This is a genomic window from Arsenophonus nasoniae DSM 15247, assembly GCF_000429565.1.
Lineage (GTDB): Bacteria > Pseudomonadota > Gammaproteobacteria > Enterobacterales > Enterobacteriaceae > Arsenophonus > Arsenophonus nasoniae.
In genome coordinates this window covers 26,707-43,130 of the sequence record NZ_AUCC01000012.1, presented here as the reverse complement: position 1 = coordinate 43,130, position 16,424 = coordinate 26,707, and the positions used below count along the sequence as shown (strand labels likewise).

At 39.2% G+C, this 16,424-nt stretch carries 14 protein-coding genes and 1 riboswitch; of the genes, 4 read left to right on the top strand and 10 right to left on the bottom strand.

The window, feature by feature from the left end:
* Positions 1-17: 17 nt before the first annotated feature.
* Entirely contained in the window at positions 18-998 is a 981-nt protein-coding gene (moaA, locus tag G468_RS0104725) for a GTP 3',8-cyclase MoaA (RefSeq protein WP_026822143.1), read from the bottom strand.
* Positions 988-1,137, bottom strand: a riboswitch (molybdenum cofactor riboswitch). Its footprint overlaps the gene before it by 11 nt.
* Positions 1,138-1,376: 239 nt before the next feature.
* Here moaA and yvcK point away from each other — a divergent pair.
* Complete coding sequence (gene yvcK, locus G468_RS19700) at positions 1,377-2,327, top strand: uridine diphosphate-N-acetylglucosamine-binding protein YvcK (protein WP_051296945.1); 951 nt, start codon at positions 1,377-1,379, stop codon at positions 2,325-2,327.
* A gap of 73 nt (positions 2,328-2,400) precedes the next feature.
* Here yvcK and uvrB read toward each other — a convergent pair whose 3' ends face one another.
* The 5 genes from uvrB to bioB form a co-directional block, all read right to left on the bottom strand.
* Entirely contained in the window at positions 2,401-4,413 is a 2,013-nt protein-coding gene (gene uvrB, locus G468_RS0104715) for an excinuclease ABC subunit UvrB (protein ID WP_026822142.1), read from the bottom strand.
* A gap of 567 nt (positions 4,414-4,980) precedes the next feature.
* Positions 4,981-5,658, bottom strand: a complete 678-nt coding sequence (bioD, locus tag G468_RS0104710) for a dethiobiotin synthase (RefSeq protein ID WP_026822141.1) — start codon at positions 5,656-5,658, stop codon at positions 4,981-4,983.
* Positions 5,651-6,424: a malonyl-ACP O-methyltransferase BioC gene (gene bioC, locus G468_RS0104705; RefSeq protein ID WP_026822140.1), complete on the bottom strand. Its 774-nt coding sequence runs from the start codon at positions 6,422-6,424 to the stop codon at positions 5,651-5,653. The genes bioD and bioC overlap by 8 nt, the downstream gene beginning before the upstream one ends.
* On the bottom strand, positions 6,393-7,559 hold the full coding sequence (bioF, locus tag G468_RS0104700; protein WP_026822139.1) for an 8-amino-7-oxononanoate synthase: 1,167 nt from the start codon (positions 7,557-7,559) through the stop codon (positions 6,393-6,395). The genes bioC and bioF overlap by 32 nt, the downstream gene beginning before the upstream one ends.
* Positions 7,559-8,590 carry a biotin synthase BioB gene (gene bioB / locus G468_RS0104695; RefSeq protein ID WP_026822138.1) on the bottom strand — a complete coding sequence of 344 codons (1,032 nt, stop codon included), beginning with the start codon at positions 8,588-8,590 and terminating at the stop codon, positions 7,559-7,561. The genes bioF and bioB overlap by 1 nt, the downstream gene beginning before the upstream one ends.
* Positions 8,591-8,687: 97 nt before the next feature.
* Here bioB and bioA point away from each other — a divergent pair, with 97 nt between their 5' ends.
* Positions 8,688-9,962 carry an adenosylmethionine--8-amino-7-oxononanoate transaminase gene (bioA, locus tag G468_RS0104690; RefSeq protein ID WP_026822137.1) on the top strand — a complete coding sequence of 425 codons (1,275 nt, stop codon included), beginning with the start codon at positions 8,688-8,690 and terminating at the stop codon, positions 9,960-9,962.
* A gap of 12 nt (positions 9,963-9,974) precedes the next feature.
* Here bioA and pgl read toward each other — a convergent pair whose 3' ends face one another.
* Complete coding sequence (pgl, locus tag G468_RS0104685; protein ID WP_026822136.1) at positions 9,975-10,967, bottom strand: 6-phosphogluconolactonase; 993 nt, start codon at positions 10,965-10,967, stop codon at positions 9,975-9,977.
* Positions 10,968-11,569: 602 nt separating this feature from the next.
* Here pgl and G468_RS0104680 point away from each other — a divergent pair.
* Positions 11,570-12,136 (top strand): 3'-5' exonuclease, encoded by a 567-nt coding sequence (locus G468_RS0104680; RefSeq protein WP_034249313.1) that lies wholly within the window; start codon positions 11,570-11,572, stop codon positions 12,134-12,136.
* A 206-nt stretch (positions 12,137-12,342) separates the two neighbouring features.
* Here G468_RS0104680 and G468_RS0104675 read toward each other — a convergent pair whose 3' ends face one another.
* Complete coding sequence (locus tag G468_RS0104675) at positions 12,343-12,942, bottom strand: lytic polysaccharide monooxygenase (RefSeq protein ID WP_026822134.1); 600 nt, start codon at positions 12,940-12,942, stop codon at positions 12,343-12,345.
* A gap of 831 nt (positions 12,943-13,773) precedes the next feature.
* Here G468_RS0104675 and G468_RS0104670 point away from each other — a divergent pair.
* Positions 13,774-14,592, top strand: a complete 819-nt coding sequence (locus G468_RS0104670) for a pyridoxal phosphatase (RefSeq protein ID WP_026822133.1) — start codon at positions 13,774-13,776, stop codon at positions 14,590-14,592.
* A 67-nt stretch (positions 14,593-14,659) separates the two neighbouring features.
* Here G468_RS0104670 and modC read toward each other — a convergent pair whose 3' ends face one another.
* Together modC and modB are read right to left on the bottom strand one after the other, a co-directional pair.
* On the bottom strand, positions 14,660-15,724 hold the full coding sequence (modC, locus tag G468_RS0104665; RefSeq protein ID WP_026822132.1) for a molybdenum ABC transporter ATP-binding protein ModC: 1,065 nt from the start codon (positions 15,722-15,724) through the stop codon (positions 14,660-14,662).
* On the bottom strand, positions 15,718-16,410 hold the full coding sequence (gene modB, locus G468_RS0104660) for a molybdate ABC transporter permease subunit (RefSeq protein ID WP_026822131.1): 693 nt from the start codon (positions 16,408-16,410) through the stop codon (positions 15,718-15,720). The genes modC and modB overlap by 7 nt, the downstream gene beginning before the upstream one ends.
* Between the last annotated feature and the right edge of the window lie 14 nt (positions 16,411-16,424).

Genomic DNA, 16,424 nt, shown 5'->3' with positions numbered 1-16,424 from the left:
ATCACTAAAAATCCCATTTATCCTCCAATAACTGAAAGGTTTGAGGTGATACCACTATCACCGTGATGGAGAAAATGGGTTTCACGTTTTAACTGTAATTCTGCCTGAATACGTGCTTTCAATGCCTCAGATTGAGATGCATCAACCAATAGATCACGTAAAATAATACTGCGTTCGCCAAACAGACAGAGATGAAGATGACCGATAGAGGAGACACGTAATCGATTACAACTTTGACAAAAATTCTTCTCGTAAGGCATAATTAAACCAATTTCACCACAATAATCAGGGTGCTTAAAAACCTGGGCAGGCCCATCAGAACGGTAGCGTGGTATTGGTTGCCAATTTTGCTCTAATAAACGCCAGCGAATCTTTTCACCTGAGACATGGTGACGATGAAATAGTTTATCACTCTCACCGGTTTCCATTAATTCAATAAATCGCAGTTGGATTGGCCGCAATTTGATCCAATTTATAAAACTCGCTAAATTGCTATCGTTGATGTTTTTCATTAATACAACATTGACTTTTATTTTGGCAAAACCGGCCTCCAAAGCAGCATCAATCCCTGCCATAACTTGAAAAAATTTATCTTGTCCGGTAATAGCTAAAAACTGCCGTGGATCAAGACTATCAACGCTGACATTAATGTCAGTTAAACCTGCCCTTTTCCAATGGCTAACATTTTTGGCCAGCCGATAACCATTGGTTGTTACTGCAATTTTCTTGATCGCCTGGTTTTGTTTGATGGTGGCAATAATGTCAATGAAATCACGCCGCATAGTCGGTTCTCCGCCGGTTAAGCGAATTTTTTCCGTACCTAACTCGGCAAAAGCTTTCGTTAAATGTCCAATTTCTGCTAGCGATAAAAACGCTTGATAACCCTTTGATTGATAGCCATTAGGTAGACAATATGTGCAGCGAAAATTACACACATCAGTGATGGATAGTCTTAAATAGTAGAATTTACGGGCAAAAGTATCAATAAGTTGAGTCATAATAACGCCTTTCCAAATACGGGAGATGCAGGCATTTCTACCTCGCACCCTAGTGGCTGAAAATGCCACGGCCTTAATACCCTATTTAAACAATAAAGATCACAAACTTAGGTAAAAAGGCTAGGAGTTAATAACACCACGGACAATAATAGCGTAATGTGATGGTTGCTATAAATCTTATTGCTAAATATTTAAAAAAGCGAATAAACACTTAAATCTATCACTTGCAATTCAACAAATTAATCAATTAGCTGAAATAATGTAATATAAATAAATGACAAAGTTATTGTTTAATATCACGTTAATTCAATATGAGTGGATATTTAATGCTAAATTATATCAAACCGTTATAAGACAGATAATAAAATAGGGGAAGTAATGCATCATTGCAGTATTCTTAATAAGTTAGGGCAAGTTGTCGCATTGGGTGGTGGTCATGGCTTAGGTCGTGTTATGTCATCCCTATCATTACTAAATTCTCAATTAACGGGTATTGTCACAACAACAGATAATGGCGGCTCTACCGGCCGTATTCGCCGTTCTGAAGGCGGTATTGCTTGGGGAGATATGCGCAACTGTTTAAACCAATTAATTACTGAACAGTCCATAGCATCAACGATGTTTGAATATCGCTTTGCTGGTGACGGTGAACTTGGTGGCCATAATCTAGGTAATTTAATGCTCAAATCCCTCGATCATTTAAGTGTCAGGCCACTAGATGCAATAAACTTAATTCGTAATCTATTAAAAGTGAAGGCACATCTTATTCCGATGTCCGAGCAACCGGCTGATTTGCTGGCAATCGATGTGATGGGCAATGAAATCTACGGTGAAGTTAATATTGATCAACTCACCTCGCTACCACAAAAATTAATGCTATCTCCGCAGGTAAATAGCACGCCTGAAGCGCTTGATGCTATTTATCACGCTGATTTAATTATCATTGGGCCAGGTAGCTTTTTAACCAGTTTGATGCCTATATTTCTAATGAATGACTTAACGCAGGCACTGCAGGCATGCCGGGCAGCAGTCATCTATATTGGTAATCTTGGTAAAGAACTTAACCGGCCTGCTGCCAATATGCAATTAACTGATAAAATTGCCATGATAGAAAAAAGGATCGGCCAACAGAAAATTGATGCCGTTATCGTTGGACCAGCAACCGATACATCAAGCCTAGCAGATCGGATAGTAATTCAACGCAAACTAGCTGCTCAAGATGTCTGTTACCGTCATGATAGAGATTTATTGCGCCAAGCTATTGAAGACATCACTCAAAAAATTCACCAGCTTAGACCTTTTAATTTATCATCTGCGAATGCCAACTAGCTTCTTGTTTGATATTCTCCTTGCCCTCAAGGACGGGGTTTGACGGCACAGCGGATAACACTAGCCTATCTATTCAAGAATTGGCAATAAACTGTTCACGTAGTAATTGAATTTGATCGCGTAAACTGGCTGCTTGTTCAAATTCAAGATCTTGCGCATAACGATACATTTGTACTTCTAACGCCTGAATTTTAAGCTCCAATTCTTTAGCCGAAAGTTTATGATAATCTTCACTAATCGCTGATACTTGCGGCTGTTTACGTTTAGCTTTTGCCGATATGGGTGCGCCTACTTGTAAAATATCGCCAACTTTTTTATTTAAACCTTTAGGCACAATTCTATGCTGCTGATTAAAAGCGATTTGTTTCTCTCGACGACGTTCAGTTTCTCTAATCGCTTTTGCCATGGAATCAGTCACTTTATCACCATATAAAATCGCTTTTCCTTTCAGGTTACGTGCTGCACGTCCAATCGTTTGAATTAATGAACGCTCTGAACGTAAAAATCCTTCTTTATCTGCGTCTAAGATAGCAACTAACGATACCTCTGGCATATCCAAACCTTCACGTAATAGGTTAATACCCACTAAAACATCAAATAAACCTAACCGTAAATCACGAATAATTTCGACTCGTTCAACGGTATCAATATCTGAATGCAGGTACCGAACCTTAATATCATGTTCTTGTAGATAATCCGTCAAATCCTCTGCCATTCTTTTGGTTAAGGTTGTTACTAGCACTCGCTCATTTACCGCGATACGTAGATGGATCTCAGACAATAAATCATCAACCTGAGTAGCAACTGGACGAACCTCAATTTCTGGATCAAGCAAGCCTGTTGGCCGGACAACTTGCTCAATAATTTCATTAGCCGATTTTTCCAATTCATATTTACCTGGCGTGGCAGAAATATAAATTGTTTGCGGGGAAAGTGCTTCAAATTCTTCAAAACGTAACGGGCGATTATCCAACGCAGAAGGTAAGCGAAAACCATATTCTACCAATGTCTCTTTACGGGAACGATCACCACGATACATACCACCAATCTGTGGAATGGTGACATGAGATTCATCAATAACTAACAAGCCATCTGCCGGTAAATAGTCAAACAACGTTGGGGGTGGTTCACCCGTTGCACGGCCGGAAAGATAACGTGAGTAATTTTCAATACCGGAACAATAACCCAGTTCATTCATCATCTCTAAATCAAATTGAGTACGCTGGGTTAACCGCTGCTCTTCAACCAATTTATTACTTTCCAGTAGCAATTTACGTCTTTGTGCCAATTCAGTTTTAATCTGCTCCATGGCTTCAAGGATACGTTCACGCGGCGTGACATAATGGGTTTTGGGATAAATGGTAAATCTTGGTACATTATGTTGGAGCTGGCCGGTTAAGGGATCAAAAAGCGCCAGCCGTTCTACTTCTTCATCAAATAATTCAACCCTTAGCGCATATTCATCTGATTCAGCTGGAAAAATATCAATGACTTCCCCTCTAACTCTAAATGTACCACGTTGAAATGCTTGATCATTGCGGCTATATTGCAAATCCGCCAGGCGGCGTAAAATAGCACGCTGGTCAATAATCATGCCTTTGGTTAAATGAAGCATCATTTTTAGATAGCTATCAGGATCACCTAAACCATAAATCGCTGACACTGAAGCAACAACAATAACATCACGTCTTTCAAGCAGTGCTTTAGTGGCAGAGAGTCGCATCTGTTCAATATGTTCGTTAATGGAGGCGTCTTTTTCAATAAAGGTATCGGAACTGGGAACATACGCTTCAGGTTGATAATAATCATAATAAGAAACAAAATATTCCACCGCATTTTCAGGGAAAAAAGCCTTCATTTCACTATATAATTGTGCTGCCAGCGTTTTATTGTGCGCCATTACCATGACCGGGCGGTTAAGCTGCTCAATCACATTAGCGATAGTGAATGTTTTACCCGATCCGGTAACACCAAGCAACGTTTGATGAGCTAATCCATCATTAAGACCATCGGTTAATTTCTTTATTGCTTCGGGCTGATCACCCGCAGGTTGAAACTCAGCATGCAATTTAAAGACTTTACTCATCTAACCCTCTCTACTAAAAATATTTCTTTATCATACTGGATAAAAAAACAGTTTCAATGACAGCAGAAATAAAAAACCAGCTTCTATTGAAGCAAATTATTTACATATATTTTTCATTTTAATAACTTAGTTATCCCCAAGCTTTTTTTGCTACTTAATTATATTTTATATTTTATGCTAATTAGCTAATATAAAACTTTATTATATATCATTTCAGACTTGATTTTATATAACTTGTTAATATTTATATAATTTCACTTGAGAGCCGAGAATGACATCAAGGTCACGCCAAGCCTCATGCTATCTTGGTTAGCGGCACTTTTCTAGATCTAATGCACAAGGTTATCCACAGGAATGGGGGATAACTCAAGAAATTCTTTTAGGCATCAATAGTTGTAAGATTTTCACTTGAGAATTAGCAAAATATTTTTGCTAGAAAAATAATCACAAAAAAAATTTTTATATAAGAAAAAAAATGAAAAATAGCATTTCATTTGTTACGATTTAGCTAATTCAAGCAAAATATAGCTAAAATGGCATCATACTTCAGCCTCAAAATTATTCCTATTACAGTAGGTTACCTATATTGACAAATTTGCCAATCGGATGAGATTGCCAATCCGGCAAATACGGAATAACACCTAAACAGGGCGCTGACAGGCGCTGCTGTAATGTTAGCAAATAATCTTGTTGATACTGACCTGCTAAAACAATTTCATTAGCCACCCAGCCTGCCAATAATAAACCGCTTTGCTTAATTGCTTGTGCGGTCAACATTGCATGATTGATACAACCTAATTTAACGCCAACTGTTAATATTACTGGCAATTGCTGTTGTTTAACCCAATCAGCCAAGGTTTGCTCAGCACAAAGCGGTGTGTACCATCCACCAGCACCCTCGACAATGATCCAGTCAGCAGATTGTTTTAATTTATTTAATCCTGCGTCCATTATCTGCCAATCGATAAGCTTTCCTGTTAGCTTACTGGCTATATGGGGTGAGGTTGCTTGAGCAAAAACAAGCGGATTAACATCATGGTAATTCAGTCTCAGGCTGCTATTTTTTCTTAATAACTGCGCATCTGGATTTCTTAAGCCATCGGTTAATTGTTCGCTACCTGAAGCTACCGGCTTATAACCTGCTGTTTGATAGCCATGAGACGCGGCTGCTTGTAGCAGCGCGCAGCTAACAACAGTTTTGCCCACATCTGTATCAGTTCCAGTGAGAAAAAAACATTTATTCACGATATAACATTCCGTAAACAAGTTGATAAGTTAATGGGAATTGCTCATCGACATGGGGATAATGGTCAAGGAGTTTAGCTAACTGATTTTTTGTCATTAGACCCTGCTGCTGACGCCCATCGGTTAGATAAGTCGCGCCAATTCCCTTGATAGATTGAAGTAAACAGGCAAATGAAGGATAAGTTACACGCCAAGATCGTCGTTCTAAACTATGCGGCCAATCATGACAAGTCCGCTTAATTTGTGCAAAAGTCATAAAAGAATTAATGTGTCGGTTATTATCAACTTTTTGCCAACACTGTTGTAGCTCTTGTAATGAGCCATCGACTAAAGTAGAAAAAGCAACTATCCCACCCTTTTTAGTGATACGATATAACTCACTTAATGGGGTATATAAATGACTACACCACTGGATAGCAAGGTGACTAAAACAGTGATCGACACTTTGATCGGCTAGTGGTAAACACTCCATGTCGGCCTGGATATAATTTTTAGCCGCTTGCTTTTGTTGTGCGATTGCTAACATTGATGCAGACAGATCAAGCGCAATAACCTGTTTTCCTGCTAAGTGCCACTGCTTACTGAAATAGCCGGTACCACAGCCAGCATCTAGAATGATGTTACCTGGCATCGCAGATAAGCAATCAAATAGATATTGACCACTTTGCTGTTGAAATAACGCAATATTATCGTAATTTTTCGCCGCTCGTCCAAAAGCATGCGCAATTGCTTGCTTATTTATCGGCATGGTTGTTAAAGAATTCATTTAACGCTTCCATTAACTGTGCAATATCGGCTAATTGATGATTAGCCGTCAATGTGATCCTTAATCTTGCACTACCCGGCGGCACCGTTGGCGGCCGAATAGCTTGCACCCAAAATCCTCGCTGACGTAAAAATTGCGATAAATGTAAACAACGTTGGTTACTACCAATAATCAGTGGCTGAATGGCACTGGGGGAATTTAATAATGGCAAATTATAGTGATTGGCTAATTGACGAAAATAGTCAATATTGCGCTGCAAATTGGCTCTTGATTCATCAGCCTGACGAATTTGCCTAACCGCCTCAGCTAACGCGACCGCTTGAGCCGGCGGCATTGAAGTACTATAAATTAAATGACGGCCATATTGCAGAAAATAGTCGGCGGTGATTTCATCACAAAGTAATGCCGCGCCACTAAGGCCAAATGCTTTACCAAAGGTTACCACCAGCAATTCAGGCTTTACTTTATGTAGATAACAACTCCCTCTGCCTTCATCGCCGCTAACACCAATACCATGGGCATCATCCACTAATAACCATGCCTGCGCTTGCCTCGCTACAGCTTGCAATTGGCCTAAAGGGGCACTATCGCCATCCATACTAAATACGCCTTCAGTGGCAACCAGTGTTTTACCCGTATGTTTGACCGCCAAAAGTTGCTGTAAAGCGTCCGATTGATTGTGGGCAAAACGTTGTAATGTGGCTGGTGACATCATGGCTGCTTCCAGAATGGAAGCATGACTAAGTTTGTCAGCCACAATATGATCATTTTTGTTCATTAAGGCCATGATCACACTTTGATTTACGGCATAGCCGGAAATAAATAATAAAGCACGAGAATAACCCAACCAATCAGCCAGCTGTCGCTCCAATTGGGCATGGGCGCAACGATAACCGATAACATGACCAGAGCTACCACTACCTGCTCCATATTGGCTTAATCCTATCTGCCAGGCTTTAATTATGGCCGAATGCTGGCTTAAACCGAGATAATCATTACTGGAAAAATTAACATACTGTTGTTGATCAAAGATTAGGGTACGTGCATCATTTTTTTTAATAATCTGCCGTTGCCGCCACAATGCTTGCTGCTTGCGCATATCCAGTTGATGAGCTAAAAATGTTGACCAATTCATTATAGTGCCGCGTTATAAAATTGTGCTGTATCCATCTGCTGCATAACCTCTTCCAACCGCGCTATTTGCTGCTGATGAGTCAATGCGGTTTCAGTGGCTTGTGGATTAATATTTAGCTTGCGGAAAAGTTGCTGATCTTTATCTTGATTGGGATTTGCGGCCGTTAATAACTTACAACCATAGAAGAGAGAGTTTGCCCCGGCCATAAAACAGAGTGCTTGCATCTGTTCATTCATCTGTTCACGGCCAGCAGAGAGCCGGACAAAAGAGGTTGGCATCATAATCCGGGCAACAGCTATGGTACGAATAAAATCAAAGGCATCGACATCTTCATTGTCTTCAAGGGGGGTGCCTTTTATTTTTATTAGCATATTAATTGGCACACTTTCAGGAACCTGCGATAAATTAGCTAATTGAACCAATAGTGCTGCCCGATCAGTCACCTTTTCACCTAAGCCGACAATGCCACCAGAGCATACCTTCATGCCTGCTTGGCGAACAGTATCAATTGTATCAAGCCTATCTTGATAGGTGCGAGTGGTAATAATAGAACCATAAAACTCGGGCGAGGTGTCTAAATTGTGATTGTAATAATCCAGTCCAGCATCGGCTAACCGCCGTGCTTGCTGGTCAGTTAACTTACCCAGCGTCATACAGGTTTCCAAGCCTAACACTTTAACTTCTTTCACCATCGTTTCTAGATAAGGCATATCGCGTTCATGAGGATTTCGCCAGGCCGCGCCCATACAAAAACGGGTTGAACCAGCTTTTTTGGCCTGCTTAGCCGATTCGATTACTCGTTCGACTTCTAACAGTCGTTCAGCTTTTAATCCGGTCTTATAGCGCGCACTTTGTGGGCAATATTTGCAATCTTCCGGGCAGGCACCCGTTTTAATTGAGAGTAAAGTACTAATCTGGATCTGTTGCGGATCAAAATGTAGGCGATGAACTTGCTGAGCTTGAAAAAGTAATTCAAAAAAAGGTAAATCAAATAATGCTTGTGCCTGGCTAAGCGTCCATGGTTTTTCCATCTTCACCATTCTCTCTCTGGAAACAAAAAGTGTTGCCAGTTTAAATAACCGCGTTATCATGTCAACTAAAATAAATAAATTTAGTTGACCAAACATAATGCAACTCAACGATATTAATTTTGATGCTAAACATATTTGGCACCCATATACTTCTATGACTCAACCAATACCGGCTTATCCTATTGTGAGCGCCTCAGGTGTCGAACTCGAATTAGCCGATGGCAGAAAATTGATTGATGGTATGGCTTCTTGGTGGGCCGCTATTCACGGCTATAATCATCCCGTACTCAATCAAGCCGCTTCTCAGCAATTAACAAAAATGTCCCATGTTATGTTTGGTGGCATCACGCATCCGCCAGCGACTGCCTTGTGCCGACAATTAATTGATATAACTGATGATAGATTAGAGTGTATTTTTCTGGCTGACTCCGGCTCAGTAGCTGTAGAGGTAGCATTAAAAATGGCATTACAATATTGGCAGGCACGAGGAGAAACCCGCCACCAGTTTATTGCCTTACAACGGGGATATCATGGTGATACCTTTGGTGCTATGTCAGTTTGTGATCCTGCAAACTCAATGCATAGCCTTTATCGAGGTTATCTGCCAACACATTTTTTTGTTCAAGCACCTCAATGTGGTTTTTATCAACCGTGGCAAGCCGACGATTTGATCCCATTACAAAAAATGCTCACCGAACAAGCTGGCAAAATTGCTGCCATTATCGTTGAGCCGATAGTTCAAGGTGCGGGTGGTATGCGAATTTATCATCCTAATTATCTGACAGCCGTAAGAGAATTATGCGATCACTATAATATTTTGCTGATTGCCGATGAGATAGCCACCGGCTTTGGCCGTACTGGCAAATTGTTTGCTTGTCAGCATAGCGCCATTACGCCAGATATTTTGTGTTTAGGTAAAGCACTAACCGGTGGTTATGTCACTCTGTCAGCCACGCTAACCAGCCGCCATATTGCAGAAACCATCAGCCAAGGCAAAGCGGGCTGTTTTATGCATGGACCCACTTTTATGGGCAATCCATTAGCCTGCGCGATCGCCGATGCAAGCATAACATTACTAAGAAATAGCCCATGGCAAAAATGGGTGAAAGACATTGAAACACAATTGATGGCTGAACTCTTTCCACTACGAGATCAACCCCAAGTTGCTGACGTGCGAGTGTTAGGCGCAATTGGCGTTGTTGAAATGAAAAACCCCGTCAATGTACCTGAATTACAACGTCATTTTGTAGCTGAAGGGGTCTGGATCCGGCCATTTGGTAAATTAATTTATCTGACGCCGCCTTATATCATTACCGCTGTGCAACTCACTAAGTTAACTGAAGCGATAAAAAAAATAGTTCTCAAACTGTAAATTAAAAACAGTTTAGTTTTTAATTAAATGGGTCGTGATCCACATCGGCCCTTTACCAACCGGATAACGCGCTAAGGTTTGTAGCGCACCTGTCACCGCATCTATTTTATACACAGCAATGTGATCAGATTTTTGACCGACGGCTAGCAAAAAATGGCCCGTTTGATCAATATTAAAGCCACGCGGTTGAGTTTCGGTTGCATAAGCCTTCATTGGCGATAATGCTAATCCTTCTGCTGTTACTTGAAAATGACGAATAATACTGGCAGAACGTTCACTTACATAAAGATGACAGCCATCTGGCGTAATATGAATATCCGCAGCCCAGGGTTTACATTTCGATCCGGCAGGTAGAATGTCACAATTTTGCCTTTGCTGATAAGGTTCAAATGCTGAATAAACATTAATTGTGGCATCTAACTCATTTAAACAATAAAAAGCGTTCTGATTGGGTGCAAATGCTAAATGACGAGGCCCTGCGCCTTGGTTAGTTACAATCCGATCAGCAACCTGTTCGGTTAAGTGGCCATTGTTATCAATTGTATAAATGCGAATATGATCTTCGCCTAAACACGGGACAAACAAACGTGAATTATCAAAACTTACTCCCGATGCATGGGGATGTTTTAAATCGCCAATAACTTGAATCGCTGGCTGCGCGCTCCCCTGTTGATCAATCGGCAACACCACTAAATTTCCTTGATGATAGGAGGGAATAAATAGCCAACGACCAAGCTTGTCAATTTCAATATGGGTTGGTGTGGCAGGAATAGCGGTAATGGCCTGTTGGCTGAGTTTTCCTTCGGCTGAAATAAGGTAAGTAATAATGGCAAAATCCGGCCGAATACCAACATAAAGATGTCGACCATCGGGACTAATCTGCATCGGTTGTACTTCACCGGGTAATGTCAGCTGTTGCAATAATGTCAGTTTACCCTTTTTATCCATTGCCCAAACATGAATTTGTTTACTTTCAGGACTGGCAACATACACTACCTGTTTCATTGATTAACTCCTCAGAAATTATTCTCCATTATCATATCCGATTTGATAGCAAATAATCAGTAAAATAGCATAACGGTTAATAAAAAAATTTATTGTTCAGCCGATTGATGTCAGTATGTGGCGTGTTTTTATTAATTATCATTGTGCAATTAAAGGTTATGTTTAGCGATAATAATTAGCCAACCGTCAATCGCCGTTGAATATCGCCTTATTCAAGTAAATTTAGTATTCAGATGATAAAAATCTAAATTAAACCCTATAAAAAACCTGTTGTTAAAAAGTAAAAAAATAATATTATATAAATATATAAATTCTTTATTTTTGTTAATAAAGATGTTTTGTTAAAAACGCAATAACACTAATCAATACCGAGGAGGTTGAAAATTTAATATAAATTTCACATTATTTTTCAATATAAGCAACATGTAAACTCAGTTTATTTGATCCAGTTGTCTTTATCGATTTTTTTCCATTTCATATAATTATTGTTAGTAATAAATAAAATCAACAAGTCGTGAGCTAAATTTAAAAATAATAAACCGTAAATATTAGGACGAGTAGATTGACACGGCAAACTGTTAATAGAAAATTAAGGAATAATAATGAAACCCCGCGAAAATTTAATGGTTGACTTAGAAACCATGGGTATGGGCAGTTGTGCTGCCATTGTAGCAATCGGTGCGGTTTTTTTTAATCCAGCGACAGGTGAAACGGGCGCTGCCTTTTATCAAGCTGTCGATCTCTCTTCATCAATGTCTGCCGGCGGTACCGTCAATGGTGAAACCATAAAGTGGTGGTTATGCCAATCCAATGAAGCTCGCGCAACGATTGCCAAAAAAAGTTTACCACTTATTGATAATGTCCTGCGTGAATTGCATTTTTGGGCGCGAGAAAATGCCCAAGAACGGATGGATTGTTTAAAAGTCTGGGGGAAAAGCGCCAATTTTGTCTTAAGAGGCGCTTATGAGAGATCACAATTAGTCCCTTTTTGGCATGTCGGCAATGATCGTGATGTACACACTATTATCGATATGGGGATTAATCTTGGCGTTAATGTACAAAATGATCTGTCAATTGAGCAAGCGCGAGATAATGCACTCAACTGTGCGCTTTACCAAGTGCATCATGTTGCCAATATTTGGCAAAAAATTATCCAACATGAGGAATAACGGAATATTCCAGTGAATGAAATTTATTAATGACAATTATTAGTTAGTAATAAACTTGCTATTACTAATAACTATTGAACAAAAGCTAGCTAAGTAGAAATAGCTAGCATTTGATAACAATAAAAATAACTGAATATGAATGTCTACTAATCTAATTTAAATTTGTAATGTAGGTTAATTTACTAGCTGAAAAATTGTTATTAATATTATTTAGCTTTCATATCCACATCAACAACTTGATAAAAAGCATTTGCGGTATCAGCAATTGACCAAACACCTAAAATAACCTGATAACCCGTACGTTGTGGAACATTACATTCAAAATAAAGTTGATCTTTATCCGGCTTTGCACCACCGTCAAAACGCTCGCAAAATGGTTTTAAATCAAAAGAGGCACGGGTTAGTGGTGCATTAGGGTTCCAATCCTGTTTAGTAATAAAAAACTCCCATTTGGCTGTTTTGTGTGGCTGAGTTAACGTCCAATGGAAGGTGTTTTTTCCGGCAGTCAATGGTACTTTCTTCCAACGATCAGCGCTCTGTTCGTTGAGTTTATAAAATAATGAATTATCACCACTGGCTATCTTGCCATCACGAGGGCCGCTTTGCGGAAAGCCTTTCGGCCCTTCAATCGACATGGGATCATATTCAACAGCCCCACAGTTGCTATTTTCATGTATCCAACATAACACTGCTCGGCTTTTTGGTGCAAAAATAAAACCATGCTGCGGTTCCGGCTTGACATTAGCAACGGCGACATTAGCAGCAAAAATTAATGCTAACGGCGCTAATAATAATTTACTTTTCATTTAATATATCCCTTAAATCGTTTCTATTTTTATCAATTGAGAATATTTTTATACAACATCGCTTATAGCAGAGTTAATTATTATGCGGATAAAACGAAAATATCAATTTAATTAATCTATTTTTTGCTTAAAAAAATATTTCATTTAAATATAAGTAAATTAAAAAATTAATATATCAGCCTTTTATATGAAAAATAATGAAGGCTAATAAAAAGATAAAAAAATATATGAAATAGGTTAGATGTTTAATTTAAAAACATGTTATTTAAATTACTTCAGCGTTATAGCTAACAATAATGAACGCTTCAATTTCAAATAATGTCTATCAATAAAACATAATAATGTTAAACTGCAATTTATAATCTAACGAAAAAAACAGCGATAAATTAACAATAATTATCATAATAATTTTACAGACCAATATTAAAAGATGCTATTCCGAAAGCAGCACTTATTGTTAAAAAGGGTTAAAGATATCGATTTAAAATTAATCGTATTGACATTAAATTAATAAAAATAGCGAGTTCTTAACTTCTACTTGTCTATTATATTGATTTAAATCTTATTTCACATATAACAACTTGTTAATAACCTGTCAGGCTAAAAATTTAGCTGATTATTGCTATTGAGTTATGCTGCTAGTTTATCATCTATTAGGGTAATTATTTATTTTTACGGGTTTAGTTAACGACTATTATCCGATATGATTAGTACTAGAAAAATTTATCGGTTTGAACAATTAAGATAAATAATTCACTAAATTGTACTTTTTAAAATTACTATATAGATTGAATGCTAAATCGCTATTTAATCTGTTAATGAGGCTGATTTATGTCATATCGCGTTATCGCATTAGATCTTGATGGTACTCTATTGGATCCTAACAAGCAGATCTTGCCACAATCTTTAGCCGCAATAAACCAAGCTCGTCGCCAAGGAATCAAAGTTATTATTGCTACTGGTCGCCATCATGTTGCTATCCATCCATTTTATCAAGCATTGGCTTTAGATACCCCAGCAATTTGTTGCAATGGGACTTATCTCTACGACTATCAGACAAAAAAAGTACTGGAATCGGATCCCTTATCGGCAGAAGAAGCGACTAAAGTGGTTGCGCATTTACAAGGTACGGATATCAATCACTTGATGTATGTTGATGACGCTATGCTATATCAACAACATAATGATGCTATCGAACGAACATTGCAATGGGCGGATTCATTACCTGAAAATCAACGCCCCAATATCCATAAAATCGACAATTTCAACACGGCAATCCAGCAGGTTACTGCTATTTGGAAATTTGCCACCTGTACGCCGGATATCGAGAAATTACGCGTTTTTAGCCAAACTATTCAGCAAGAACTGGAGCTGGCTTGCGAGTGGTCATGGTATGATCAAGTTGATATTGCTAAAAAAGGCAATAGCAAAGGTGTACGTTTACAACGTTGGGTCGAATCCCAAGGCTTAACGATGAAAGAGGTTATCGCTTTTGGCGATAATTTCAATGATGTCAGCATGTTAACTGCCGCTGGTCTCGGCGTTGCAATGGGTAATAGCTGTGATGAAGTGAAAAAATTTGCCGATATAATTACCGATCAAAATACTGCACCTGGAATTGCTGAAGTGATACAGAAATATGTGCTATAAGGCGGTAAAGCTATTTATGCTACTACCCAACAACCTTTGTTAACAAACAATCACTTAATCAACAGATTTAAAGCCGACGGGCTAGCGACAGGCTCTTAACTTGGGCATAAACCCATTTATCCGGCTTTATTTCTAATTCCTCTTTTGCCCAGCGCGTGATCCTTGCCCAGATAAAGTGGCTATCTATTGCTAACTTAACATCCACTTGCTCTGACTCGTCAATACACTCGACGACTTTCGCTCTTAATATATTACGAATAGTCGTTTGGGTCGGCTTATTTAATGTTAAAGAGACGTCTGCCGCATCGATACGGATGCGAACCGCTTCACCTAATTGAAATTGCAACTGGGGAAGCCACAACACTTGATCCAATATCGCCACCGATGTCATAGCATAAAGAGGATGATGTTCGATTACCTTAACATTTAAGATACTACTTAATGTATCAACTTGTAACCAGGGTCGTAAAACACTACTCGACCAAATCTCAGCTAACGGCGCGACAGCCTCAATTTTACCCGCTGACATAACAATGACATTATCAGCCAGCCGGACTATTTCATCTAGATTATGACTGACATAAAGAATAGGAATTTGGATATCTTGCGATAACTTTTCCAAATAGGGAAGTAACTCTCTTTTGCGTGGTAAATCTAACGAAGCCAACGGCTCATCCATTAATAATAATTCAGGCGCAGTTAATAATGCGCGGCCAATAGCGACGCGTTGTTTTTCACCACCTGACAACATAGCGGGTAAGCGCGGCAATAATGTTTCAATACCTAGCAACTGAACAATATCATCAAAGTGAGATTTCATTGCTCTGGCCATACCATATTGCAGATTACCTTTGACGCTATAATGTGGAAATAGGCGCGCATCTTGAAAAACATAACCCATTCTACGCATTTCCGCCGGTACAAATAGCCCTTTCTCTGTATCAACTAAAACGCGATCATTAAAGATAATTTGTCCTTTATCGGGTTTAGTGAGCCCGCCTATCAAATTTATCAAGGAGGTTTTGCCAACACCAGAAACACCAAAAATGGCGGTGATCCCTTGAGTTGAAAGTAGGGTATCAACATTGACAAATAAATCGCCTAGTTGCTGTTGTAGACGCAACGCTAACATATTGCCCCCAAACGTTTTCTGCCACAACGAGTTAACCATTCAGACAGGAGTAACGATAGCAAGGCTAAAATGATAGCAATAATACATAAACGAGCAGCGGCCATTTCCGCGCCTGGCGTTTCAATCAGCGTATACATGGCTAATGGAATGGTTCTTGTTTCACCGGGAATATTAGACACAAAGGTAATCGTAGCACCAAATTCACCTAAAGAGCGAGCAAAAGCCAAAACCATACCAACAATAATTCCCGGTACGATTAATGGTAAGGTAATGGTAAAAAAAACCCGCCATGGATTAGCGCCCAATGTTCGAGCCGCTTGCTCAAGGCGTTGATCGACGCCTTCTAATGCTAACCTTATTGACCTAACCATCAATGGAAAGGCAATAATAGCAGAAGCTAAAGCAGCCCCTCGCCAACTGAAGGTAAAACTAAATCCAAACCAATGATATAGCCATGCACCAATAACCCCATGGCGACCAAATGATAGCAAAAGTAGATAACCTACCACTACCGGCGGTAATACTAAAGGTAAATGGATCAAACTATCGAGTAATGTTTTGCCGGGAAAATGGCAGCGCACCAATATCCAGGCCATTAATATGCCTAAAGGCAAACTCACTAATACAGCAACACTCGATACTTTTAAGCTCAGAATAATAGCTTGCCACTCATATTCACTTAACATGTGCAAAAATCAAT